Source organism: Methanolapillus ohkumae (assembly GCF_032594355.1).
Taxonomy (GTDB): domain Archaea; phylum Halobacteriota; class Methanosarcinia; order Methanosarcinales; family Methanosarcinaceae; genus Methanolapillus; species Methanolapillus ohkumae.
The window spans coordinates 180,191-205,178 of the sequence record NZ_CP131061.1 but is presented as its reverse complement, the minus strand read 5'-3'; the positions used below and the strand labels follow the sequence as shown (position 1 = coordinate 205,178).

Sequence of the window (24,988 nt, the reverse complement as noted above, 5' to 3'; positions counted from 1 at the left end):
TGTCACCTCAGATCACAATGGATGCGGTCGTGCCGACTTTGGGGAATCTTTCCGCGACTTCTCTTGCGACCGGTCCTTTAATGTCGGTTCCTTTCGGAACACCGGACTCGTCCACAAGAACCATGGCATTGTCCTCAAAGGACACGTGCATGCCGTCAGGTCTTCGGATTTCTTTCTTTTGCCGGACAATGACCGCCAAAAGGACCTGCTTTCTCATTTCAGGCGTTCCCTTTTTGACGGACACGATACAAAGATCGCCGACACCCGCTTTGGGGTATCTGTTTTTGACACCGCGGTAATTTTTCACGGAAATGATTTGAAGCACTTTCGCGCCGGTGTTGTCCACACAGTCCACACGGGCACCTGTGTTTAAAGCACGCGGAATGTTTGATCGTATCGCTTTCATTTCTGGACCCCCTCGGACTGAATCACAACGAAGGACTTCGTTTTACTGAGCGGGCGGCATTCAGCAACGGTCACGACATCCCCGACTTTTGCGTTGATGCAAGGCGGGTTGTGAACGTGCATAATGGAGCGGCGCTTTTCGTATCTTTGGTACTTGGAGACCATTTTTTCATATCTTCTTTCAATGACGACGGATTTGTCCATCTTCGCACTGATAACGGTTCCCACCAAGATTTGACCGCGAACGGATAATTTACCGTGGAACGGGCAATGAACGTCATTGCACTCTTTGGAGGGCTCCGGAACATCAATTCCAATATCTCTTGTCATAAATTTAACCTCATTTTCTTGATTTCTTTAAGTTCTTTATCCGATTTTGGGGTTGTGAGAGCATAGTTTTTCCATTAATTTTTGCGGATATGCGGCCATTTTCCGAGACCCAGGTGAAAACGAAGACGGATCCGGATTTTGGAACCGTTTTCATTCCCTGTTTGGTCTCAATCTGAAATGTATTTCGGGATTCATCGAGGATGATTCCGAAAAGACCTGTCATTGTCGGGTCGCAAGAACTTTCCACCAAGACAGAAAGCCCGATCAGTTCATGAAAAGGCAAGGTGTCCGGTGTGATCTCAATTTCAGTCATGTTTAGTTATCTTTCATCTCGGTTTGAATTGTCTTGATGCGTGCGATGGTCCGGGTAATTTCGCCGATACGTCCCGGGTTTTCGGGGGCGCCTCCGGCCGAGGTCAACGCGCGTTCGCGAATGAGTTCATTGTTTAATTTTTTGATCTCATCAATTCTTTCTATCGGGGACATTTTGCGAATGTCGCCGGATCTTAAAATTGCCATTACTTCTTCGCCTCCTTGTGAACGCGAGCCATCGGGTGCCATCCGGAAATGCCGTCGTGTTTGTGTTGCCAAACATCGCTGACAATGCGCCGGACTTCGTTGATGTCGGAGTCTTCGACAATGATTTCGTCGGATTCGTCGGTGACTGTTGCGGTCACCATGGTTTCAACCGATTCGACAACAACACTGTTTTCATCTTCCGTGACCTTCACTTCTTTTTCAATGACAATCACGTTTTCTTCAACGACGGTTTTGGTTTTTTGAGCAACCGGCTCTTTTTCCTTGACTTCGACCGGCAATCCTTCAACAATCTTAAACGCGTCCGGAAGGACAGCGCCCGGTTGAACGATTTTCACTTTACAGCCAAGTGTTCCAAGCTTTTTGATGGCAACGGCGTAGCCGGTGTGGACAATCTGCTCGGCCGGGTGGCCGGAGTGTTTCACATATCCGTCAACGAACTTTTCGGTTCTGGCGCGGGCACCGGTTAATTTTCCGGAGATGACCACTTCGCAGCCGAGCGCACCGGCGGCCATAACGGCCCGGATGGTGTTGGTTCCGGCTTTTCTGAAGTACCAGCCGCGTTCAATGGACGAAGCCAAGCGGTTCGCCATGATTTGCGCGTTGAGCTCGGTCTTTTTAATTTCCTGAGCGTCAATTTGCGGGTTGTCGATTCCATACATGTCGGTGACATCCTGTGTCAATTTGCGAATCACTTTTCCGGCTTTTCCGATAACCATTCCCGGTTTTTCGGAGTAAATCGTGATTTGGGTTCCAATAGGCGTCCGGCTGATATTCATTCCGCCGTAACCGGAACGTCCGAGTTGTTTCGCGAAATGCTCATCCATGGAGGCTTTTACATATCCGTCTTTGACGAATTTTTTCTCGACTGTCATTATTGCACCTCGCTTAAAATCAATTCGATGTTCACCGTTTCCGTGTTTTTCGGGGACGCACGTCCGCGTGCGCGCGGGAAATAACCTCGAATGGTTCTTCCACGGTTGGCAAGAGCGGTTGAAATGTACATGCGTGCCGGCTCCAAGCCTTTGTATTCGGCATTGCTTTCAGCGTTTTTGAGGAGCTTGAGCATTTCAATTGACGCGTTGACCGGATAGCGTCCGGCGGCCATCGGTCCTCTTTTGTGACCGGCGCCTTCCACGAATCTCTTAAACGGAATCGCTTGCTTTTGAAGAACGACGTTTTCGAGTAACGCGCGTGCTTGCGGAACTTTCATTCCCTGAATGTGATGGCAAATTTCACGTGTCTTTTTAAAAGAGATGTGAAGTTCGGAAGCCATTGCTTTGGAGCTATTCTCCGGAATGGCGACTGTTGAGTAATTAAGTCTTCCCATGTTATCTGCCTCACTTCAACGGAACGAATTTACTGGAACGGGTTGCTCCGACACCGGCGCTTCCGTGGCTGACACGTCCGCGTGTTGGCGCGAATTCACCAAAGCGGTGAGCGACCATTTCCGGCTGGATTTCAACAGCGATAAACTTCTTACCGTCGTAGACGGACACTGTTTTTCCAACCATTTCCGGCAAGATAATCATAGTCCGTGTGTGGGTTCTGACTTCTTTTCCGGCCCGCATGTCCGCAAGGGCTTTCTTTTGGACTTCGGTTAATCCTCTGACAATCGATCTTCTCTCCCGGGACGGAAGGAGCTGCGCGAATTCTTCGATGCTTAAATCTTGAAGTTCCGCAATGGTTTTTCCGCGGTAGGTGAACTCACCCTTGCGTTTTGGTAATCTTGATGAACCTGTTTTCTTTGCTGCCATTTTGAATCACCCCTTAACGTTTCCTTCCGGTTCTGCGTGCGGCGATATGGCCGACTTTCGCGCCGGGCGGTGCGTTTCTACTGACAGTTGTAGAGCGGCACGGATGCTGTCTGTTACCGCCACCGAATGGGTGGTCTCTTGGGTTCATGGCGACTCCTCGAACACGCGGGAATCTCTTGGCACGAACCTTCATTTTGTGGAAAACTTTTCCGGCTTTAAGGAACGGTTTTTCAACACGTCCGCCGCCTGCGACGACGCCGACCGTGGCGCGGCAATCGGGGTGGAACCATTTCAATTGCCCGGACGGCATTTGAACGGAGGTTCTTGTGTCCTCGTGCGCCACAACGGTTGCGTATGTTCCGGAAGACCGGGTGAATTTGCCGCCGTCGTTGGGTTTTCCTTCGATGTTGCACACCAAAATACCTTCCGGAATTTTTCCGACCGGGAGGATGTTGCCGGCTTTGATTTCGGCTTCAGGTCCGCATTCGACCACTTGGCCGACGGCGATGCCTTCGGTTGCGATAATCAATTGGGGTTTGCCGTTGTCAAAGAAAACTTTGATAATCGGTGCGGCCCGTGCGGTGTCGTGTTCAACGTCGATGACTGTTCCTTTGAGGGTTGCGCCTGCGGCCACAACCGGATGCATGAGTTCTGCTTTAAATTTGTGGGAAGGGGCGGTGAAAGTCGGGCTTCCTTTACCTCTTCTTTGTGCGATAATTCGTTTACCCATGATTACCACCTTATGCGAGTCCGAGTCTGGTTGCGATTTCGTTCGCGGCTTCAGACTTCTCGAATGTAATAATTGCTTTTTTCTGCCCCTTCATGGTGGTCATTGTTCTGACATTGGATACTTTAAAACCGTAAAGTTCCTCAATGTCTCTTTTGATTTGGTGCTTGTTGGCTCTAAAATCAACGATGACTTGGAGTTTGCTGTCTTCCATGTGAAGCATGGCCTTTTCTGTAATGAACGGATACTGAACCGACATCATTCCATAACACCTTCTTTTTCGGCAAGTTTCTCAATCGCGGATTTTGTCCAAACGGTTAAGCGTCCGGCATGTGTTCCGGGGGCCAAGAGTTCGGCGTTGAGTTCGGAAACGGTTGCGATGTCCACACCGGAAAGGTTTCTTGCGGCCAAGGAAACGGCGGCATTGTCACCGGTGACGACCAAGAGACTTTTTCTGTTCTTGTATTTGCGTCCGCGCATTTTTCCGCGGCCGGCCCGGATGTTGCGTCCGAGTTTGGCGCGCATGACATCTTCGTAAACGCCGATGGATTCAAAGAAGGAGATGACATCTTTGGTTTTGGACAAGCTTTCAAAGGCGTTGTCGGCAACGATCGGAAGCTCTTCCGTCATGAAAATGTGTCCGCGTGTGATGACCAAATCTTCGCTGCAAGTCGCTGCAATCGCTGAGCGGATCGCCAAGCGTCTTTCTTTTTTGTTCACTTTTTCGGAGTAATCGGTTTCCGGCTTTGGCGGGTGTGCCTCGCGTCCGCCTTTCGCGTGCGGAATTCTGGCTGCGCGGGAGCCGTTTACGATTCTTGGGACGTGGGATGCGCCGCGTCCGGAACCCCAGCCTGTCGCGGAGGTTTGCATACCGGCGTAAAGCGTCGGTCCGTACGGGTGTCTTCTGTTGGCTTGGGCGGCCAAAACGGCTTTTTTAATGAGGTCAGGCCGGTAGTCTTCAAAAAAGACGGACGGGAGTTCAATTTCCCCAACGGATTGACCGGATAAATCTAAAATTTTTGCTGTGACCATGGATATCACCCTTGTTGAGACTGCACGCTGACGTGGAGAATCTGTGGTTCTCCGGGCTGAGCCTTGTGGAATCGGACCGGGTCTCTGAAGCGGATCAATCTTTTGGAGGGGCCGGGGACGCTTCCTTTGACAAGGATGTATTCGCCGCTGACCAAACCGTAGTTAATAAAACCGCCGGCCGGAGTAACATCTACTCCGTTGGTTCCGATTTTTAAAATGCGTTTGTTGTATTCGGTTCTTTGGTGGTATCCGACTTGTCCCATCTGCGGGGTCTGCCACATCACGTGGTCAGGGTGCCAGGGTCCAAGCGTACCGATTTGTCTCAAACTGCCTTGACGGGAGTGTTTGCCTTTCATTTTGGCGATTCCCCATCTCTTGACCGGGCCTTGTGTTCCTTTTCCGGTGGTGATGGCGGCAGCGTCGATGATGTTTCCGTTCTTAAAAACGTCGGTGACACGGATTTCCGCGCCGAGGATGGATTTCGCATATTCGAATTTGGCTTTGACGTCTTTGCCACTGATTCCGGTTTCCATGACGTCGGGGACTTTCTTCGGGATGCTGACAACCGATTTCGGGGTGGTGTATGTGACGACCCGGATGTCGGTGACTTCTCCTTTGGAAATCAGTTCTTCAATTTTCGCGAGGCTGTCTGCGGATTTGTCGGCTTTGGGGACACGCAATCTGCGGCTGAGTTCGGGTGCGAGTTTTGTGGTCCATGCTTCGGCACCTGCGGCTTCTCCGCCGGTTTCCTTGACATAAGCACGAATCGCAGCCACGTGGATGGCGGGAGTTTCAATGACCGTTACGGGGACTGAAATTTCCGTGCCGGCGGTAAGACTGGTTTTTACATCATCGATCATGATAACGTGAGTCATACCGGCTTTGTATCCTGCAAATGCCTGTAATTTGGGCTGGCCTTCTTTTTCCGGCCATGACCTGAATCTCGGGATGTGGCTTTTTGCTCTCTTGCGAGGGGAAAAAGCACGGGAACCCCTGTCGGGTCTGTGTATGCTTGACATTTTTTGACTCCTTTTGGTTTGATTTTTATCTTAAAATCACGGGAGCAAAAACAACAAGGTCAAAAAAGCGATTAAAGCGACACGATTAAAAAGCAAAAGCAAAACCAAACCGGCTCAACCGCCGCATTTTTGAAAAGACACAAAAAACACAAACATAAAACATAAAAAACAAAACATAAAACGGGAATCATACGAAAGAGGATAGGCCCGAAATATTTATGCCCTTATATTATATGTGCATTGTATGTGCCAAAATGCAAATAGCGATGGCAACCAATAAAGTTTTCCTGAAAAAATATGTACGAATTTCAATAACTTGAAAAATAGTTTGAAAATTTTTCGGCCTTTTTCGCGAGAGAGTACCCAAAAATTTAAGCAAATTATCCTGGTCGTCATTGAAAAATTACTTTTTTTTCAATTCCTTTTTCTTTTTTAATCCGTCTGCGGCATCGACAACGAAAAATATTGAAAATCATGAAAAATCAATGAAATCAATAACATTTTCGTGTTTTTCCGGCTACTTGCACAGTAGCGCAATTTTGTATGCAACCGAAAAACGGGCGTTCAGAATTGAATTGGCCCTGACACTTATGTTGTTCCTACACTTCTCACCGGATTAACAACGGTTTTAGGATTTTTCCTAAAAACGGTTCTTAAGTAAGACGGATGGACAATGTGATAAGTTATATTTAAAGATTTTCGAATCAGGAATCTTTCCTTAATTCTAAAATTCGATAAATAGGAACTGTTATCATTAAATGAATTTATTGATTTTTGTCAATAAATAAATTATATAATATTATTTTAGGATCTATCAAATTATGATTTTAGATAATGTATAATTAATTGTGAAAAGAATATAGATGAAATTATATATGATTAAAGAAATAATGAGTGTTGAAAAAATGAATGATGTGGATTTGTTATAAAATATATTAATTAAGAGATTTTTGTAGTGAATTGAGGTGGAATAATGAATGGAAAAGTTTACAAAAAAATAGGGATCGTTTTTTTAACACTTTTGTTGTTGTTTGCGATGGTGCCGGGAACGGCGATGGCGGCAAGCATTCAAACAAATTTGAATGGGACATATTCATACTTAACCGGAGATGAAGCAACCCTAACATTTAAAGGAAAACCCGCATTCTGGTGGGTGGATGATACTGGATTTTCATGGGAATATAAAAAACCATCCGGTTCGTGGACTAAAATTAATGCGAATAAACTTTATAACGGGACCGACGTTTCATTCAATGTTAAGGGATTGGACAATAATAATGTTACAGTTAAAATAACAACCGTAACCCCTTCAGGTATGTTTGCACAAAACGGAACATCAACTTTAAAATTTCAATCTACGATGAATTTGAACGGTTATCAATTTCGGGTATGTGTTGGAGAAAATGAATTATACTCAAACACTGCAACATTAAATGTTTACAACAGAGCAATGGTTTCTGAACTGCAAAGTACCGCCGTTTTTGTTGAAACAACCGACCCGTCATTTACAACAACCGCCCCGGATGACATGAAATATGAATGGTACCGATCGAATGATACGACAGGCAATACTTTCTCGTTAGTCCATACGCAACAAGGAGGAGAAACTTCTACATATTCCCCGCAGGTAACATTGGCGGATAATGGCCATTTTTACAAAGTGAAAACCAGTGCCGGTCCGGCATCTCTCAACAATTATGCCGAATCCGCTCCGGTAGAACTCACCGTTTTCCCAACGCCAACGGTAGTTCCGTCAAATGTTTTTGAACAGACAGAGAGTGTTAGCTTTACCGGACCTACAGAAGGTACAAATTATAAATGGAATAAAGCCGGGGAAATGAGTCCTGTTTATACAAGTACTTCGAATACATATTATATCGATCAAGATAATGTCACCGTTGACAAAAGCGGCACATACACATTGACAATGACTTACAACGGTCAAGAAATTACTTCAAAACCATTTTATTTGACTGTTTATTCGGCCGACCTTATTGATGAAGATCAAACGCCGGAAAAATATGTTGTATTTTTGGGCAGTAACGATGTTTCTATGACGGTGAATGTTAAAGAGGTAGCTTCGCCGATTGAATCTTATGAGATGGAATGGTGGTTTGGCGGCAGCCAGATTTCCGGTGAAACGACAAGTACACTTATAAGAACGTCTGGCACCGCAAATGGTGGAACCTACGAATTCAAAATTTTTGGAATTGAAAATGGTCATAGATGTTGTTCAGATTCCATCTTCATTGAACTCATTGTCCTTGACCAACCCGCAGCAAATCCAAATCCTGTCTTTGAAGGAAAACCGACAACGTTGTCCGTTGGAAACGGAAATATTGCCGAAATAACATATAACTGGAAATTGGAAAGCTCACCCGTTGGCGAAAATTCATATCAATATGTCATTTTAGATGCTGATACAACAAATCATGCAGGAAATTATACCGTTACGGCCAGCGTTGGAACCGGCACAAAACTAAAGAGCGATACTTCAAAACCGTTTAATTTAAAGGTTTATTCAAAACCAACCGTCACTTTGGACTTGAACAAAACTTCCGCCTTTGCCGAACAAGAAATCGGCGTGACGGTCACACCCGGAAACGTTCCGACGGCTGCGGGAACAACGACCGCTTTTGAATTGTTCCAAGTGAATTCAAGCGGAGGAGATGACATCTCTCTTGGAACGGTTGGAGAAACCGATACCCTTGTTCCGACCGCCCCCGGGGCGAATGAATATTATGTGGTCATGACGACAACACTTTCGAATGGAGATTTCACAACATCGAAATCAAGCGAAATTTCGCTGACGGTTTACAATAAACCGACGGTAACGGTTTCTCCAACTTCCAGTAATGAACACGCTGCCATTGGAGGAACTTTTATATTCACGGCCAATGTTGTTCAAGACACAACACTTCCGGCTGGTGCAACTGTCACCTATCAATGGTATTTGGTTGACAATACCGACCCGACAACCCCTGTTTTAACACCGGTTGGCACCAACAGCAACATGTATAATGCGCCGTTGGATGCCGTCGGAACATTCACCTATGCCGTTTCCGTTACGACCGTCTCTGGAGATGCAAATATTGCCGTGAGTTCGGATCCGGTCATATTAACCGTATATCTGAATCCGGAAGAAGGCGTTGCAATTACACAACAGCCAACAGACGTGACTGTCGCTGTTGGAAACAACGCAGAACTGACTGTGGTTGCAACCGGCGCGGTTTCGTACCAATGGCAGAAATACAACACAGCAACAACGGCATGGGATGATGTCGGAATAAATTCCTCCATATTCCCAATTACGGGAGCTGTAGATGATGATGATGACGGAACATACAGAGTTGTTGTCACAGGAATTTATGGAGAAACTGTAACTTCGAATGAAGCAACTGTGTCCGTTATTGATGATCCAGCAACTGTGTCCATCACCAAACACCCGGCAGATGTCATCGTAGCGGTTGGAAACAATGCGGAATTGACTGTGGTTGCAACGAATGCCAACACCTATCAATGGCAGAAGCAAAATGGAGCAATTTGGGAAGATGTCGGAACAAATGCGTCGATATTCTCAATTACAAATGCGGTTGAGGACAACGAAGGAACGTACAGAGTTATCATCACCGGAACCGCAGGAGACACCGCCATTTCAGATGAAGCAGACGTGACGGTCAATGCAGCGGATGCGACAACTGTTTTAATTACACAACAGCCAGCAGATGTCATCGTAGCCGTTGGAAACAATGCGGAATTGACTGTGGTTGCAACGAATGCCAACACCTATCAATGGCAGAAGCAAAATGGAGCAATTTGGGAAGATGTCGGAACAAATGCGTCGATATTCTCAATTACAAATGCGGTTGAGGACAACGAAGGAACGTACAGAGTTATCATCACCGGAACCGCAGGAGACACCGCCATTTCAGATGAAGCAGACGTGACGGTCAATGCAGCGGATGCGACAACTGTTTTAATTACACAACAGCCAGCAGATGTCATCGTAGCCGTTGGAAACAATGCGGAATTGACTGTGGTTGCAACGAATGCCAACACCTATCAATGGCAGAAGCAAAATGGAGCAATTTGGGAAGATGTCGGAACAAATGCGTCGATATTCTCAATTACAAATGCGGTTGAGGACAACGAAGGAACGTACAGAGTTATCATCACCGGAACCGCAGGAGACACCGCCATTTCAGATGAAGCAGACGTGACGGTCAATGCAGCGGATGCGACAACTGTTTTAATTACACAACAGCCAGCAGATGTCATCGTAGCCGTTGGAAACAATGCGGAATTGACTGTGGTTGCAACGAATGCCAACACCTATCAATGGCAGAAACAAAATGGAGCAATTTGGGAAGATGTCGGAACAAATGCGTCGATATTCTCAATTACAAATGCGGTTGAGGACAACGAAGGAACGTACAGAGTTATCATCACCGGAACCGCAGGAGACACCGCCATTTCAGATGAAGCAGACGTGACGGTCAATGCAGCGGATGCGACAACTGTTTTAATTACACAACAGCCAGCAGATGTCATCGTAGCCGTTGGAAACAATGCGGAATTGACTGTGGTTGCAACGAATGCCAACACCTATCAATGGCAGAAACAAAATGGAGCAATTTGGGAAGATGTCGGAACAAATGCGTCGATATTCTCAATTACAAATGCGGTTGAGGACAACGAAGGAACGTACAGAGTTATCATCACCGGAACCGCAGGAGACACCGCCATTTCAGATGAAGCAGACGTGACGGTCAATGCAGCGGATGCGACAACTGTTTTAATTACACAACAGCCAGCAGATGTCATCGTAGCCGTTGGAAACAATGCGGAATTGACTGTGGTTGCAACGAATGCCAACACCTATCAATGGCAGAAGCAAAATGGAGCAATTTGGGAAGATGTCGGAACAAATGCGTCGATATTCTCAATTACAAGTGCGGTTGAGGACAACGAAGGAACGTACAGAGTTATCATCACCGGAACCGGAGGGGATACTGCCATTTCAAACAGTGCAGCTGTGTCCGTTATTGATGTAGGTCCAGCAACTGTTTCCATCACCAAACACCCGGCAGATGTCACCGTTGCCGTTGGAAACAATGCGGAATTGACTGTGGTTGCGACAAATGCCGCCGCCTATCAATGGCAGAAACAAAATGGAGCAATTTGGGAAAATGTGACCGGAGAAACAAATCCGACATTATCATTTGCAAGTGCCCAGCTGACAGATGCAGGAACGTACAGAGTTACCATTACCGGAACCGGAGGGGATACTGCCATTTCAAACAGTGCAACTGTGTCCGTTATTGATGTAGGTCCAGCAACTGTTTCCATCACCAAACACCCGGCAGATGTCACCGTAGCCGTTGGAAACAATGCGGAACTGACTGTGGTTGCGGAAAACGCAGTATCTTATAAATGGCAGAAACAAAATGGAGCAATTTGGGAAGATGTGACTGGAGAAACAAATCCGACATTATCATTTGCAAGTGCCCAGCTGACAGATGCAGGAACGTACAGAGTGATTGTGACCGGAACGGAAACAGACACCGCCATTTCAAACAATGCAACTGTGACTGTCATTTCGGCAAATCCAGAAACAACCATTTCCATCACGGGACCTGACGATGTGACTGTCACGATCGGAAACAATGCACAACTCAGCGTCATTGCGACAAATGCCGCCGCTTATCAATGGCAGAAGAAAAACGGAACCGTTTGGGACAATATCGGAACAGATTCTTCAAGCTTGCCGATTACAAGTGCAAGTGCGGATGATGCCGGAATTTACAGAGTCATTGTAACCGGTTCCGTCAATGCAAATGAGATGGCGATTTCAAGAGAAGCCACTGTCACGGTTCGAACCGGCGGCAGCAGCGGCGGTTCCACCGGCGAAGCAAAAATCATTGACACAAGCGGACAAAACAACAATACCCAAAACCAAACAAACGACAGTTCGGGCAGCCAAGGATTTGAACCGGCGGAAGAACCGCCGGCCGGAGACGGCAAAAGCCTTGAAGAAAAAAGCACATTCCCCTGGTGGATTTTGCTTGTCTTGCTGCTCCTGATTGCGGCCGGAATCGGATATTGGTACTTCTTCATATGGAAAAAGAAACAAAAGGAAGGGGAAGAATAAAAACCCAATAAATAAAAATCCAATAAATAAAAACAATCAAAAAACAATCCAACTAAAAAAAATATTTTTTAAAAAACGGCTTTGCCGGCGAATATCTTTCGCCGGCTTTTTTTGATTGGACTCGAGCAAAAGAATTGACCGAATTTTTTTAAAAATATATTTTGAAAAGGATTTTTATTAATATTTCATTTTTTAAAAGATAAAATATTAATATCCAAATTTGAATTTTTGTTTTATTTATATTATATTAAAAAAATATAAATAGATTTGTTCCAGTGTTTGATTGACTGATGAAATAATGCAGTTTGATATTTTTATTTTTGATTTAATATCAAATTAGTCATTTATCTAAAAAATAAGAAGGAACAAAAATGATTCAAAAACGTTACACAAAAACAGCAATTTTATTATTGATTTTCGTGTTGGTTGTCTTGACAAGTGTTTCCATGGCGAGTGCCGCGGAAGCAACGATTGGAATGGACTTGAATAAAAACTACAAGGTAATCCCCGGAGAAACAACCACTATGAGATTTTCCGGAGCCCCTGCCAGTTGGAATGCCACCAACGGCATTTTGTGGGAGTATAAATTGTCAGGAACAGACCAATGGATTTCAATGACGGATAAAAGATTGAATTCATTGTCTTCCGAGCCCATCCCGGTGAAAATAAATGGAATCAATGCAAAAATATTCATGAGAAGTCCATCGGCCGGAGGCAACAACCGGATTTCAACCCTGATTATTGAAAATACGCCGGCCAGCCTTGACGGTATTCAATTTCGGGCTTCTGTCGGCAAAACTCCGGTCTATTCAAACGTTGCCGACCTTTATGTTTATGACCGGGTTGCCATAAAAACAAATCCGAAAGATGTGACTGTTTTTGAAGAACAAAATGCCGAGTTTTCTGCCGAACCGGCGTCAACCGGAGGCATGACTTACCAATGGTACAAAGGAAGTGTCTCTTCCGAAAATAAATTGGCTGGAAAGACGGATCAAATTCTGGCCTTTGAAAACGTCCAAAAAACAGATGCCGGAACTTACACATTTGTGGTCACCGGACCGGTGGCAGGTCCTGAAAATACCGCGTCTGCCTCCGCCCAACTGACAGTTTTGGACCTGCCGACTGTAACCGCAACCGCTTCACACATTGTTTTGGGTGACAGCGTCACATTTACCGCAACCGGAAGTGACGGACTCACTTATCAATGGTACAAAGGAACACCCGCTTCCGGAGAAAAAATAGACGGCAAAACCGGAAAAACTTTCATCATAGAAAACGCCGGCCAAGATGCGGCCGGAACTTATTACGTGGAAGCCACACATACCGCCAGCGGCGCCAAGGCAACATCCGAACCGGTTTCGCTGTCGGTGTTGTTCATTCAAACCCAGCCGTCGGACACTTATGGTTTTATAAACAATTATGAACCGGTGTCCTTAAAAGTTGAACTTCCGGAGTTGGACGAAACCGCCGGAACAATGGAATACCAATGGTTTAAAGGAACCCCGGAATCCGAAGAACTCATTGCCGGCGCGACAAGCTCCGAATTGACCTTTGATCCCACGATAAACCCGATTCAAAAAGAAGATGAAGGAAACTATTTTGTCGTCGTGACTCAAGAATATGACACCGAAAAATTCATTTCCGTGACATCCGAGGTTGCGAAACTGACGGTTTTTGAACTCGCCGCCACGCCCAATCCGGTCACTGAAGAGGAATCGGTCATATTCTCCATTGTCGGAACAGACGGGCAAGAAATTGCCGGCGAAGAGGGATGGGAATATATGTGGTTTGAAGGAAACGGTATCGATGACTTAACTTCAATCAGCGGGGAAACCGGCAAAAAATATGAAATCACAAGCATGCCGCTTTCAAAAAATGGATTTGAATATGCCGCAGTGATCAAAATCAATGACCACGAAATTTATTCCAACATTTTGGTGATGAACGTCGAGGAAAAGAGTGAAGACGATAGCGGCAATGGTGACGGCGAAGACGATGACGGCGGAAATGAGGATAACGACGACAATGAAAATGAAGGAAACGGACAAAATGGAGGCAGTGGCGGAATAGGCAATGCAAGAGTTTTGCCGCCGGTTGAGGAATACACAAATACCGAAATTGCCACAGGTTCCGGATTGTTCGTATTAAAGGAAACCGTTTCCGGATTTATTCCCGAAGAAGAAAACGATATTACGCCGAGGAGAACCAGCCTGATCGCAATTATTTTACTGATTCTGGTGGCCGGGCTTTTGATTGTCATTCGGAAAAAATAATATTTCAATTCAATATGAAACTCCGGTAAATCACCGGAATTTCATATTTTGATTTGTTTTTTTGTTTCTTTCTATTGTTGTTTTTTTTCGTTCTATTGTTATTTTTTTCTGCCTTTTATTGTTTTTTTTCTGCCTTTTGTTATTTCTTTTCTGCCTTTTATTGTTTTTTTTCTGCCTTTTATTGTTTTTTTTCTGCCTTTTATTGTTTTTTTTCTGCCTTTTATTGTTTTTTTTCTGCCTTTTATTGTTTTTTTCTGCCTTTTGTTATTTCTTTTGTTTAGGATAATGCCCACGCATGCGTTATGGCACCCCATTTTTAAAAAAATGAATAAAATCGATGGACGGTTTTTTAGATTAAACAATTCCATTGTGTTTGTTTTTATGTTTTGTATTGCAACCATTCATTTATTGTATTAAGATTGCCGCCTTTTTCATTCGCCTATTTATATCAGAAATCCAAGTCGACCAAATGCGAAAGTATAGAACATCGGATTGAATCGGAAATGATGGCTTGGAATAGAAAAAAAAGAAAAAAAGAAAGAATAAAGAGTAAAGAGAATAAAGAATAAATCAAAAAAGATTTGCCGGAACTTTATATTTCATCGTCGTCCGGCCGGTGAGAAGAAACCAGCGGCAAATCTTTAACAGAATCGTTCCGATCCGCTGTGTTTTGCGCATTTTGCATGTTTTCCGATTCTGAATTTTGATTATTTTTTTCTAAAAATAAATCGGTCGGCCAAGAAACTTCCGGACCGATTTCATCCGATTTTGGTGCCGTATTTAATCCGGACACGCCAGATTCTGTTTTTGATCCGGATGCGTTAGGTGCCGGAACGGGTTTTGAGGAAATGCCGGGCGTGAAAAATTTGGAATTGTAAGCATTTGGGATTTTGGCGGAGGTGTTATTTTCCGGACGTCGGCTCCTTTTTTTGGTTTTGCTGAGCTCACGAATATCTTCAATGAACTTGATTTTGCCGTACTGAATTTTGGTTTTTCCGTCTTGAACCGTCAGATGGATACGGGAATTTAAAAAGAAATAAATAATTCCGACCACCGGCGTGAGAATCGCAAAAATGGAAAAAACAATCGCATAATAAGAAATAGAATATTTTCGATAAGCTGAGCGTGAATTGATAATCAGTTGGGCGGCAACATCAAAATCCAAATTTCCGGGCGTCGCTTCCGAATCAAAATAGCGGCGATTGATAGCGGTCAAATAACTTTCGACATCGTATTTGGAAATGTGTTCGTAATAAACCAAACTATCCGATTCAGCCGGATCTTTTCCTTTGTAAAGATATTGCAGTTTGACATTGGGCATAAACGAAGACAGCGACACCGTAATGGCAATGACCGCAAAAAGAATGAAATTCCAAAAATAAAACGTAGCGATGTCCGGACGGTAAGGCGTCTCATTGTAAATACGAAAACCGCCGACCACCAAAGCTCCAAGAAGAGTCACAATAATCGTATTTTTCGCTTCCGCGTATTTCAAACGCTCAAGAACCATGTCATACGTTTGATACAAAAATTCTCTGAAATGATTCTCTTCCATGCATGAAAATAAGGCTGATAAGAATATATATTTTTTTATAAAATCTAAAAATAGTGGATTTGAAAAAAATAAAAAAATAAAAAAATAAAAACATGAGAAAATGAAAAAAGAAAAAACAGTCGGTCGTTTTGTTAAAGTTTCTAAAATTCGCTGCTGTAACGTGCGGCGGCGGCGCAAAAAAATAAAACAGCCCAAAGCCGAGCAAAAACAAAAAAACAAAAAAACAAAAACCCATTTAAAAAACACAAGCAAGCCCGCCCGCAAAAACAGACGCGTTTAGCGTCTGTATTTTGCGGCAAATTCATAAAAATAAAAATTTTGAAAAATAGCAGATGCAAAAAACCGCCGCTAAGATGCAGCAATCCTAAAATCATAAAACTGAACCCGGATGCAGAAAACCGCTGCCGAGATGCAGCAATCCCAAAACCATAAAAATTGAAAAAAAAACGGATGCAACAATTTTATACAATTCAACAAAAACCAATCCACGGTTTTGTTGATTTTTTTCTAAAAATTTGTCGCCATAACGCGCGGGAGCGGCGCCAAAAAAAATGAAAAAGAAAAAAATGAAAAAATAGAAAAGAAAATTGAAAAAAATTGATTTGAAAAAACGTTTTTTTAAATAAATTTACAACTCAATGATATTCTTTTTGCCGCTTTCGCTTTTTCGCTTTTCAAATTCAAAACCGTTTGCTTTCAAAAATAACGTGATGGCTTGATCTATAATCACAATCAGCCTGTCTTTTGGAACATTGGTGACCGCCGATAAAAAGATCAGTTCAAATTTGCCGTTGTTGTCCGTTTTTTCTTGAACTATGTATTCCGCTTCTATTTTTTTGTCATCCGGACCGGCGGTTTGGCTGACTTTGACCAAAACATCCCCGACTTTAATGGCCATTTTGATATGGCCGACAAAATAATAATTCACTCTCGATAAATCCCCGCCGGCCCCGGAAATGATGTCTTCCAAAAGCTTGCCGGCGGCTTTGTCGGTGAACCCGTCCGCCGAAAAATCATAGGCACCGGAATACGTAGAAACGTTGGAAATTTCAACGGAATTGAGCGTCTCGAAACTTTTTTCAATTTCGGACGCACACTTTTGATTGTCACTTTTCAAGAGGATGTCATAAAGCCGCTTCACGGACTGAGCATCTTGGACCGCGGACATTTGAAGAAGCAAAGCATTTGGATTGAGTTCTTTTATGAACGATTCGACTTCCCCTATTTTTTCGGCATCCGCCAAATCAATTTTGTTGATGCCGATAATTTCGGCTTCGATGAGTTGTTCCGTAATGAATTTGGGAATCTGGGACATTTCGGTGGAAAAGCGGGAGGCGTCAACCAATGCGGTAATCGGAGAAAAAGTCATCATGACATTGAGTTCGCAAAGCTCATCTCGAATCTGCCGGGGAAAAGAAAGACCGGTTGGCTCTAAAATAAGAACATCCGGATGATAAACATCCGCAAGTTCGGAGACGGTCACGCCGAGACTGTATTTAAGAGAACAGCAAATGCATCCGTTTGTGATTTGTTTGGATGGAATTCCGGCAATATCCAGAGTTTCCCCGTCAATGCCAACCTCTCCGATTTCATTGACGATGATCGCGACTTTTTTTCCGGCATCGGTCAACATCTTAGACATTTTTAAAACCGATGTTGTTTTTCCGCTACCCAAAAATCCGCTGATAATAATGACACGCATCGCAAATTCCCCGCTTTTTGAAATGAATTTTTTGAATATGATTTTTTGAATATGATTTTTTGAATATAATTTTGAATTTAAGAGATTAAATGAGAGAGACCAATCCTTCCAGAGCTGCTTTCGGATCTTTGGATTTGATAATTCCCGAGGCCAGCAAAACGCCGCCCGCCCCAAGTTCAAGCGCCGCTTTTAAGTCTTCTCCCTTGGAAATTCCCGCGCCGCACAAAACAACCGTTTTTTTGTTGATTTTTTTCACCGCGTCCACCGAATCTGAAATAATTTTCGGGTTGGCGGTTGAAACCGCGATTCCCGAACCGATGAGTTCAGGCGGTTCAATGGCGACATAATCCGGGAAAAGCGCCGCCGCCGCCGCCGTGGTTGCCACGTTGTTCGTGCAAATGACACTGCGCATTTTATTTTCTTGAAGGACCGACAGTGATTTTTCGATTTCCGCCAAAGTCAGGCGTTTTTCAGAATGATTGATTAAACTGCCAACCGCACCGGCTTCTTTAATGCCTTTGACATAAATGCTTCCCGTATAACTTCCGGCACCGGAACCATCGACATGCTGCGCGAAAACCGGAACTTTGACCGCCGAAGCGACCCGAAACAAATCGGGAAATTGGGGCGCCACCGCAATTTCAAGTCCGGACGACTCGGAAACATCCCGGCAAGCTTTGGCGATGGAAACCGCATTTGTCCCGGTGGCTTCGTCATACGTTTTACAGTTGAGTAAAATAAAAACCATTTGTTCACCTGAATTTGATTTTGGGTTATGAGTTTGGGTTAGGATTTGGGTTATGATTTTTTAGAAGCAAGAGAGGAGATTCATCCGGAAATTATTGAATATCATTTCCGATTTCACTTTTTCTAAGCCAGTCGATATCGGATTGGTAAAGTTCCCGCAAATCTTTCAGCCCGAGTTTGAGCATCGCCACTCGGCTGACGCCAAGACCCCACGCTAAGACCGGTTCGGAAATTCCAAAGGGCTCCGTCACTTCTTTTCTGAAAACTCCGGCACCGCCGAGTTCTACCCAGCCCATTCCTTCGATGTAGACTTCCGGCTCGACACTGGGTTCCGTGTACGGGAAATAGCCCGGACGGAAACGCACTTCGGAAAATCCCATGCGGTTGTAGAATTCTTTGAGACAGCCGAGCAAATTGGAAAAACTCATGTCCTTGTCCATAACAATGCCTTCCAGCTGCTCAAATTCCGGCGTGTGGGTCGGGTCAATCGTTTCCCGGCGGTAGGCACGGTCAATCGAAAACACTTTGACAGGACCTTTCGGGTGGTCGGCCAAATATTTAATCGTCACAGCGGTCGTATGCGTCCGAAGCACGTTCTTTTCGGAAATGTCGGCGCTCCATTTGCCGCCCCAGCCGGATGAACCCGTATTTCCGCCGGTTTCATGACAAGCCCGCACTTTATCGACAAACTCTTCCGGAAGCGGCGAGCGTTCTCCCAAGTGAAACGTGTCCTGCATTTCCCGGGCCGGATGGTCTTGCGGCTGGAACAGGGCGTCAAAGTTCCAAAAAGAAGATTGGACGATGTTGCCTTTGATTTCCGTAAATCCCATTTCCAAAAAAATCTGGCGCATTTGGTCGATCATGCGTTGGTAGGGATGAATTTTCGCGCCGTAAACCGGTTTGACCGGTTTTTGAATCTTGTACGGGCGGTAGGTTTTTCCTTCCCATTCTCCACTTTTTAAAAGCTCGGGTGTGATTTGCGCAATTTCTTCCGCAATGATAATCCCCGCGCCCGCCAGCTTTTTTCCGGCCGGGGTAATCTCAATTTCCCGAGTGACATAGTCGTCTTTCTCAAGCAATTTCCGCTTCAAAAGCTCTTGAATCGTACTTTTGGAGGCTGCTTCTTCAGGCAATTCAAAAACCGGATCAAACGTGTCATTTTCCAAAGAATTTTCATAAAGGCCGCTTAATACTTTTTCATCCTCGCCTTTTGAAACACCGGAAAGAGGAATCAGAATGCCGTCATCGATTTTTGCCCATTTCTTTTTAATCAGCCAACCGGTCGCAATTCCGACCAGCTGAGGCGAAAACTTTTTTCTCAAGTTTTCAAGCGGCGTCGGACCGTCGATGTTGTCCATAATTTGCCGTTCCGGCAAACCTTCTTTTGCGTACAGTTTTCCTTCCTCGGACAAACCGTAGAGTTCAAAAGACGTTTCGGTCACCTTACAAAGACCTTTTTCTTCCAAGAAAAAGGCCGCCTGCATGGACGCGTCCGCGTTGAGGTCGGAAATTTCAACAAGGTCTTTGAGTTCGGCCGTTCCCAATTCGTTTAACGCCAGGAGAACCTTTTTTTCATTATTGGTTAAGTCATAATCCGTCATAATACCGATTGCCATTTCTTATTTAATTCATTTTTAAGAGTTTATGGATTTAAATGTGATTTGTTATTGAATTGTAATTTGTTATTGAATTGTAATTTGTTATTGAATTGTAATGGAATGAATAATAATTGTATGGATTGTTATTAAGTAATTTGATAATTATTATTGTATAATTTGTGTAACAGATTATAAATTTAATATTGAATGCCGAATTCACACAACCGTTCCCGTGCGATTCTTCGTTTTTCCTGGTGGTCCGTCAAAAACGCTTCAATTTTTTCCGCCGCGTTTTTCTTGCAGGTTCCGCACAAAAGTTCTCCGCTTTCGCATTCCTTTTGGATTTGGAGAAGTTCGTTGTCGTCGTCCACCAAATGGAAATAAAATAACTCATAGACGGAACACTTGTTCGGCTCTCCGCCGAGTTCTTTTTGTTCTTCAACGGTTGCCCGCCCACCGGTTTTGGAGCGCATCACCTTTTTGGCGGCCGATTTGGGGTCTTCTGAAAGCCCGATATTGCTTTCCGGAATACTGCTCGACATTTTTCCGCCGGTAAGACCGCTCATGAAACGGTGGTAAGTGGAGGACGGCGGAATAAACGCGTAGCCGCCTAATTCCAATTCAATTTCCTGAACCGCCGTACGAAGAATTTCCTCATCAGCCTCCTCAAAAATCCCGAAAATATCCATATGTTCCTTGGAAACTTTTGCCGTAAATTTTGTTTTCATCCGCGCTTTTAATTGAGTCTCAATCCGCAAAAATGAGTCTTCCGGCGCCCCTTTACCGCGGACGCTGAAATAATTCTTCCCATCTTTGTCTTTTCGCACCTCAATCAAAAAAAGATTCATTTTAGACGCAATATCCCGTGTCAACCGGATGTGTGGATCTTGGTCGGCCCCCACCGGAACGACCACCGGAATCGGTCCTTCGAATTCCAAAAGTTGGGAATGTAAAATGTCGGCGCCTTGCGTCACCGTGCTGACCATATGGGACAGATGTGTTTCCCCGGAAAAACCATAGATTGCGGACAATTCCGACAAATTCACCTTTGTCCCCAATTCGAATGCTAAATTCATAACGGGAAGGCATTCCGATTGGAAATATAAGCGAGAGCGGTTCGGATCAAGACCGAGCGCGATCAAACTGATAAGATATTCTTCAACGCCGATTCGTTTGCATTCCGCCCAGGAAAGACCGCGGACAGCATGCGCTTCCCGATCCGCAATCCCAACAACGGCCATCGCCCCGTTTTGTTGATACCAAATGATTTGATCCATCACCATTTTGTGGCCGAAATGTGCCCGCCCGGTCGGCATAAATCCATCCAGGACAACAAAGGGTTTTTTTGCGTTCAGCGCGTGGACGATGGATTCAAAATTACGGTGTCCGAAAATTACGCCACGTCTCATGAATTTATGCGGATTTGGAATGTGCGAAAGCACGTCCGCAAACGGCGAAATGCCGAATTCTTCAAAAAGTTTGGCGTAATCACTGATTTCAGAAGATTTCCACGGGTCTAATTTTTGAGTCATATCATCACATAAAACAAGATTTCTGATTTCCTTAATTCGTTCATTATATATGTTCTTTATGAAAATCAAACAATGGAACACATCAAAAAACAGACGCTGTAATTTTTCAAATTTAAATAAAAGCCGGACCGCTGTTTTTGTTGAACAAAATTAAAAATTTGTCGCTATAACGCACGCAGGAGGCTCCTCAAAAAACAAGAAAATACATATTATAATAGAAAATAGAAAAAATAGAAAAAATGATGAAAACAAAAACAGATGTAAATAAAAACAGATGTAAATAAAATAAAAACAAATATAAAATAAAAATAGTAGCGAGGGATGGATTCGAACCATCGGTCTACGGGTTATGAGCCCGTCGGGATCTCCTGGCTACCCTACCTCGCTTTATCGCTTTGCCAAGTATTTCAAAATTAAAACAATAAAAGCATGCAACCGGCTCAAATCTTTCAAGACCTGGCTGATTTGCAATCCTAAAACAGATTGATTTTATAAATAGTTATGGATTGGAGGCACGGGAAATTTTTCAATATTTGAAAAAATCAAAAAAAGAAACAAAAAGAAACAAAAAAGAATAAATCTTTAAATACCGTAAGGCTGTACTACAATTATTTGTTTAATTTTTTTATTTTAATCATTATTCCAATTCATTTCCGGTGAAACCCAAATGCCACACAGATGTACGAAATGCGGTGCAATTTTCAGTGACGGAGACTCTGTCATTTTGACCGGATGTCCTCAATGCAAATGGGGAAAATTCCTTTACGTTCGAGAAGAGGTGGTTGCGGCAGACAGTTCACGTGCGGACGCCGACAGTTCCGGCTTTTCCGAAATTGAAAAAACAAAGTGGCCGGATGCAAAAATCGATCAATCCGATTCCATCAACCGTGTTTTGGAAAACATCGACAATGTTTTGGATTCGGACGAAATGAAAAAACAAGAACCGGACAGAAACCGCGTCGATTCCATCCGAATTTTAGATTCCGGATCGTATGAACTCAACTTGGGATCCATTATGGATAAAGAAGAAATCGTCGTCGGAATCAAAGAAGAAGGGCAGTATGCCATTGATTTGCCGGTGATTCTTCAGCAATCCGCCAAAAAAGGAAAATCCAAAAGAAAATAAAAGTAATGAAATAAAAAAAATTATTTTTTCTTATTTTTCACTTTTCTGATTTTCTCTTATTTTTCACTTTTTTTACGATTTTTCTAATCCTGTTTTTTGCGCTGTCGCCGTGCGTTATCGCAGCAAATTTTTAAGAATGATCTTTAAAATCCCCGGGTCGGATTTTATTTTAAATTCATAGATGATGCAGTTGTTAACTATTTTTCTGTGTTGCTGTATCTAGACTATTTTTCTGTATTGCTGCATCTAAACTATTTTTCTGTATTGCTGCGTTCCATTTATCCACATATTTCTTATTATACTTGGAATCCGAGAAATTCGGATGCGGTACGCGTCCGAATTTTCGGGGAGGTTTGCTTGAATTGGAATAATCGTTGCTTTTGAGGTCGTATGGTGTTGCCGTATGGTGTTGCCGTATGGTTTTTTGTGCCGCGCCGCCCACACGCTCGTAATGGCCGCAAATTTTTAATTTCAAAAAAACCGCCGGATGGTTTTTCCATTTTAAATATCGGCAGCCATCATCACAAAGGATATAGTCAAAACATATATATAGAATATCTGTCATAGGATTGTTGTTATTTTTGAAAAATTGTCCGGAAAAATTTAAAATGATCCATCATAAGCGCGGGTTTTTAAAAAACCGACCCGGCTTTAGACATTTGTCCGGCGAAGGAAATGAAATTGATCTTTGGAAGCTGCCTTAGACATTGGGCCGCAGGAATAAAAAGATTATTTTGGGATGCGTCAAGTGCAATTTTTCAAAAACCGGTTTTTTTCTACATTTCGAATCAAATTTACAATAATAAAATTAAGGAACAAATAAAATGTCAGGACAACCTATTTTTATCTTAAAGGAAGGAAGTAAACGCACCCGCGGACGCGACGCTCAAAGCAACAACATTATGGCTGCAAAAGCCGTTGCGGAAGCCGTTCGCACCACCCTCGGCCCCAAAGGCATGGACAAAATGCTCGTCGACTCCATGGGCGATGTCACCATCACAAACGACGGTGCTACAATCTTAAAAGAAATGGACATTGAACACCCGGCCGCGAAAATGATCGTCGAAGTTTCTAAAACCCAAGACGAAGAAGTCGGCGACGGAACCACAAGCGCGGCCGTTGTTGCCGGAGAACTCTTAAAGAAGGCGGAAGACCTGATTGAAATGGAAATCCACCCAACTGTCATTGCGTCCGGCTACCGCCTTGCGGCCAACAAAGCCATTGAAATCGTCAACGGTCTTGCCAAAGATGTGAAAATTGATGATGAGAAACTTTTAACCAGCATCGCCTCCACCGCCATCACCGGAAAAGGTGCCGAATCCGCAAAAGCGCTCTTGGCCGGCATTTCCGTAAAAGCCGTGACCAGCGTCGTCGATGAGATCGGTGGCAAAAAAGTAGTCGACCGCGAACAAATCAACGTGATTAAAAAGGTCGGCGGCCGTGTGGAAGATTCCGAACTTATCGCCGGTATGATTATTGACAAAGAACGGGTCCACCCCAACATGCCCGAAGTTGTCAAGGATGCCAAGATTTTGCTCCTCAACGAAGCCATCGAACTCAAAAACACAGAAGTCGATGCCGAAATTTCCATTACGTCTCCGGACCAGCTCCAACTCTTCCTCGACCAAGAAGAAAAAATGATTAAAGACTTGGTGGACAAAGTCGGAAAAAGCGGTGCAAGTGTTGTTTTCTGCCAAAAAGGCGTGGACGACATGGCCCAGCACTTCTTGACCAAACTCGGCCTCTTTGTCGTGCGCCGGGTGAAGAAAAGCGACATGGAAAAATTATCCCGCGCCACCGGCGCCAACCTTATTTCCAACTTTGACGAAATCTCCAAAGAGGATTTGGGATACGCCGCCATTGTGGAAGAAAAGAAAATTTCGGGCGAACCGATGGTCTTTGTGACCGGATGCAACAACCCAAAATCCGTCTCCATCCTTTTGCGCGGCGGAACCGACCACGTGATTGACAGTGTCGAAACCGCTCTGGAAGACGCGCTTCGCGTCGTCGGCGTGGCGATTGAAGACAAGAAATTGGTGGCCGGCGGCGGTTCTCCAGAAGTCGAACTTTCTCTGCGGTTAAACGAATACGCTTCGACCCTGGAAGGACGGGAACAGTTGGCGGTTCGGGCTTATGCCGAAGCTTTTGAAATTATCCCGAAGACCCTTGCGGAAAACGCCGGTCTTGACCCGATTGACATGCTCATGGCACTTCGCTCCGCACACGAAAAAGGCATGAAAACAGCAGGCCTTGACGTGTTCAAGGGAGAAGTTGTCGACATGTGGAAAGAAGTCGTTGTCGAGCCGCTCCGTGTCAAAACCCAAGTCATCAACGCCGCAACCGAGTCGGCCGTTATGATTCTTCGGATTGACGACGTGATCGCCACCACCAAATCCCAAGGCGCGCCGGGCGGAGCTCCGGGCGGCATGCCGGGAATGGGCGACATGGGAATGGACATGTAAGTGTCCGGTCCTCAAAAATTCAAATAAAATAAAAA

23 protein-coding genes and 1 tRNA gene are annotated in these 24,988 nt (G+C 44.3%); 5 read left to right on the top strand and 19 right to left on the bottom strand.

Features of this window, described 5'->3' with window-relative positions:
• Positions 1-7: 7 nt before the first annotated feature.
• Genes MsAm2_RS00765 through rpl3p form a run of 11 tightly spaced genes read right to left on the bottom strand, consistent with a single transcriptional unit; the run spans position 8 to position 5,807 of the window.
• Positions 8-406: a 50S ribosomal protein L14 gene (locus tag MsAm2_RS00765; protein WP_338097922.1), complete on the bottom strand. Its 399-nt coding sequence runs from the start codon at positions 404-406 to the stop codon at positions 8-10.
• Positions 403-735: a 30S ribosomal protein S17 gene (locus tag MsAm2_RS00760; RefSeq protein ID WP_338097921.1), complete on the bottom strand. Its 333-nt coding sequence runs from the start codon at positions 733-735 to the stop codon at positions 403-405. Before MsAm2_RS00760 ends, MsAm2_RS00765 begins: the two co-directional genes overlap by 4 nt.
• 10 nt (positions 736-745) lie before the next feature.
• Positions 746-1,048, bottom strand: coding sequence for a ribonuclease P protein component 1 (locus MsAm2_RS00755; RefSeq protein ID WP_338097920.1), 303 nt, complete (start codon positions 1,046-1,048; stop codon positions 746-748).
• 2 nt (positions 1,049-1,050) lie between these two features.
• Positions 1,051-1,254, bottom strand: coding sequence for a 50S ribosomal protein L29 (gene rpmC / locus MsAm2_RS00750; protein ID WP_338097919.1), 204 nt, complete (start codon positions 1,252-1,254; stop codon positions 1,051-1,053).
• Positions 1,254-2,147 (bottom strand): 30S ribosomal protein S3, encoded by an 894-nt coding sequence (locus tag MsAm2_RS00745; protein WP_338097918.1) that lies wholly within the window; start codon positions 2,145-2,147, stop codon positions 1,254-1,256. The genes rpmC and MsAm2_RS00745 overlap by 1 nt, the downstream gene beginning before the upstream one ends.
• Positions 2,147-2,602, bottom strand: coding sequence for a 50S ribosomal protein L22 (locus tag MsAm2_RS00740; RefSeq protein WP_338097917.1), 456 nt, complete (start codon positions 2,600-2,602; stop codon positions 2,147-2,149). Before MsAm2_RS00740 ends, MsAm2_RS00745 begins: the two co-directional genes overlap by 1 nt.
• 10 nt (positions 2,603-2,612) lie before the next feature.
• The gene (locus MsAm2_RS00735; RefSeq protein WP_338097916.1) at positions 2,613-3,029 is read right to left on the bottom strand and encodes a 30S ribosomal protein S19; all 417 of its coding nucleotides are present in this window, start codon (positions 3,027-3,029) and stop codon (positions 2,613-2,615) included.
• Positions 3,030-3,042: 13 nt separating this feature from the next.
• Entirely contained in the window at positions 3,043-3,759 is a 717-nt protein-coding gene (locus MsAm2_RS00730) for a 50S ribosomal protein L2 (RefSeq protein WP_338097915.1), read from the bottom strand.
• 10 nt (positions 3,760-3,769) lie between these two features.
• On the bottom strand, positions 3,770-4,018 hold the full coding sequence (locus MsAm2_RS00725) for a 50S ribosomal protein L23 (RefSeq protein WP_338097914.1): 249 nt from the start codon (positions 4,016-4,018) through the stop codon (positions 3,770-3,772).
• Positions 4,015-4,788, bottom strand: coding sequence for a 50S ribosomal protein L4 (gene rpl4p / locus MsAm2_RS00720; RefSeq protein WP_338097913.1), 774 nt, complete (start codon positions 4,786-4,788; stop codon positions 4,015-4,017). The genes MsAm2_RS00725 and rpl4p overlap by 4 nt, the downstream gene beginning before the upstream one ends.
• A gap of 5 nt (positions 4,789-4,793) precedes the next feature.
• Entirely contained in the window at positions 4,794-5,807 is a 1,014-nt protein-coding gene (gene rpl3p, locus MsAm2_RS00715) for a 50S ribosomal protein L3 (RefSeq protein ID WP_338097912.1), read from the bottom strand.
• A gap of 973 nt (positions 5,808-6,780) precedes the next feature.
• Here rpl3p and MsAm2_RS00710 point away from each other — a divergent pair.
• On the top strand, positions 6,781-11,958 hold the full coding sequence (locus MsAm2_RS00710; protein WP_338097911.1) for a beta strand repeat-containing protein: 5,178 nt from the start codon (positions 6,781-6,783) through the stop codon (positions 11,956-11,958).
• 371 nt (positions 11,959-12,329) lie between these two features.
• Positions 12,330-14,231, top strand: a complete 1,902-nt coding sequence (locus MsAm2_RS00705) for an Ig-like domain-containing protein (RefSeq protein ID WP_338097910.1) — start codon at positions 12,330-12,332, stop codon at positions 14,229-14,231.
• A gap of 98 nt (positions 14,232-14,329) precedes the next feature.
• Here the strand turns inward: MsAm2_RS00705 and MsAm2_RS00700 are convergent, their stop codons facing one another.
• The gene (locus MsAm2_RS00700) at positions 14,330-14,632 is read right to left on the bottom strand and encodes a hypothetical protein (protein WP_338097909.1); all 303 of its coding nucleotides are present in this window, start codon (positions 14,630-14,632) and stop codon (positions 14,330-14,332) included.
• 191 nt (positions 14,633-14,823) lie between these two features.
• Positions 14,824-15,786 carry a Pycsar system effector family protein gene (locus MsAm2_RS00695; protein ID WP_338097908.1) on the bottom strand — a complete coding sequence of 321 codons (963 nt, stop codon included), beginning with the start codon at positions 15,784-15,786 and terminating at the stop codon, positions 14,824-14,826.
• 100 nt (positions 15,787-15,886) lie between these two features.
• Here MsAm2_RS00695 and MsAm2_RS00690 point away from each other — a divergent pair, with 100 nt between their 5' ends.
• On the top strand, positions 15,887-16,066 hold the full coding sequence (locus MsAm2_RS00690; RefSeq protein ID WP_338097907.1) for a hypothetical protein: 180 nt from the start codon (positions 15,887-15,889) through the stop codon (positions 16,064-16,066).
• 348 nt (positions 16,067-16,414) lie between these two features.
• Here the strand turns inward: MsAm2_RS00690 and MsAm2_RS00685 are convergent, their stop codons facing one another.
• The 5 genes from MsAm2_RS00685 to MsAm2_RS00665 all read right to left on the bottom strand — a co-directional run bounded on the left by MsAm2_RS00685 (position 16,415) and on the right by MsAm2_RS00665 (position 21,752).
• Entirely contained in the window at positions 16,415-17,488 is a 1,074-nt protein-coding gene (locus MsAm2_RS00685) for a GTP-binding protein (RefSeq protein WP_338097906.1), read from the bottom strand.
• Positions 17,489-17,573: 85 nt separating this feature from the next.
• A complete protein-coding gene (gene tpiA, locus MsAm2_RS00680) occupies positions 17,574-18,236 on the bottom strand; it encodes a triose-phosphate isomerase (protein ID WP_338097905.1) in 663 nt (220 codons plus the stop codon).
• 91 nt (positions 18,237-18,327) lie between these two features.
• Positions 18,328-19,851, bottom strand: a complete 1,524-nt coding sequence (pheS, locus tag MsAm2_RS00675) for a phenylalanine--tRNA ligase subunit alpha (RefSeq protein ID WP_338097904.1) — start codon at positions 19,849-19,851, stop codon at positions 18,328-18,330.
• Positions 19,852-20,030: 179 nt separating this feature from the next.
• Positions 20,031-21,365, bottom strand: coding sequence for a tryptophan--tRNA ligase (locus MsAm2_RS00670; protein WP_338097903.1), 1,335 nt, complete (start codon positions 21,363-21,365; stop codon positions 20,031-20,033).
• Positions 21,366-21,677: 312 nt separating this feature from the next.
• Positions 21,678-21,752: transfer RNA gene (locus MsAm2_RS00665), tRNA-Met, on the bottom strand.
• 280 nt (positions 21,753-22,032) lie between these two features.
• Between MsAm2_RS00665 and MsAm2_RS00660 the strand changes: the two genes are divergently transcribed.
• Positions 22,033-22,491: a Zn-ribbon domain-containing protein gene (locus tag MsAm2_RS00660; protein WP_338097902.1), complete on the top strand. Its 459-nt coding sequence runs from the start codon at positions 22,033-22,035 to the stop codon at positions 22,489-22,491.
• Between the two features lie 193 nt (positions 22,492-22,684).
• Here MsAm2_RS00660 and MsAm2_RS00655 read toward each other — a convergent pair whose 3' ends face one another.
• Entirely contained in the window at positions 22,685-23,056 is a 372-nt protein-coding gene (locus MsAm2_RS00655; RefSeq protein ID WP_338097901.1) for a hypothetical protein, read from the bottom strand.
• A gap of 259 nt (positions 23,057-23,315) precedes the next feature.
• Here MsAm2_RS00655 and thsB point away from each other — a divergent pair, with 259 nt between their 5' ends.
• Complete coding sequence (gene thsB, locus MsAm2_RS00650) at positions 23,316-24,953, top strand: thermosome subunit beta (protein WP_338097900.1); 1,638 nt, start codon at positions 23,316-23,318, stop codon at positions 24,951-24,953.
• The last annotated feature ends 35 nt before the right edge of the window (positions 24,954-24,988 follow it).